This window comes from Phyllobacterium chamaecytisi (genome assembly GCF_020164455.1).
Lineage (GTDB): Bacteria > Pseudomonadota > Alphaproteobacteria > Rhizobiales > Rhizobiaceae > Phyllobacterium > Phyllobacterium chamaecytisi.
The window spans coordinates 1-395 of record NZ_JAIQWW010000080.1; the positions used below are offsets into that span (position 1 = coordinate 1).

The window sequence follows — 395 nt, forward strand, 5'->3', positions numbered from 1 at the left end:
AGAACGTCGGCGCCAGCCTGGCCGAAAATAATATCATTGCCGCCGCCGCCATCCAGCCGGTCATCGCCGGCGTCGCCATGAATGGTATCGCGCCCGAGATCACCAGCAACGCTATCATTGCCCTCGCCGCCGAACAGCAGGTCGTCATCCTCTCCACCGCTGATGGTATCGTCACCGCTTTCGCCGAAGATGGTGTCGCGACCTTCCTCGCCGAACAGCCGGTCATTGCCGCTGCCGCCGAAGACCTGATCGTCGCCGAGGCCGGCGAGAACGATGTCGTCGCCAGCTCCCGCGAAGATGAGATCATCGCCACTGCCGGTGATGATATGGTCATTGCCATTGCCGCCATTGACCGTGTCGTTGCCGCCCCGGCTGTCGATATTGTCATTGCCATC

Annotated in this window: 1 protein-coding gene; it reads right to left on the minus strand. The window is 61.8% G+C overall.

Annotated features, from left to right (window positions below; all coding sequences use genetic code 11):
• Nucleotides 1–380: calcium-binding protein (locus LB462_RS31020; protein ID WP_370637366.1), on the minus strand; the 380-nt coding region annotated here is incomplete at its 3' end.
• Between the last annotated feature and the right edge of the window lie 15 nt (nt 381–395).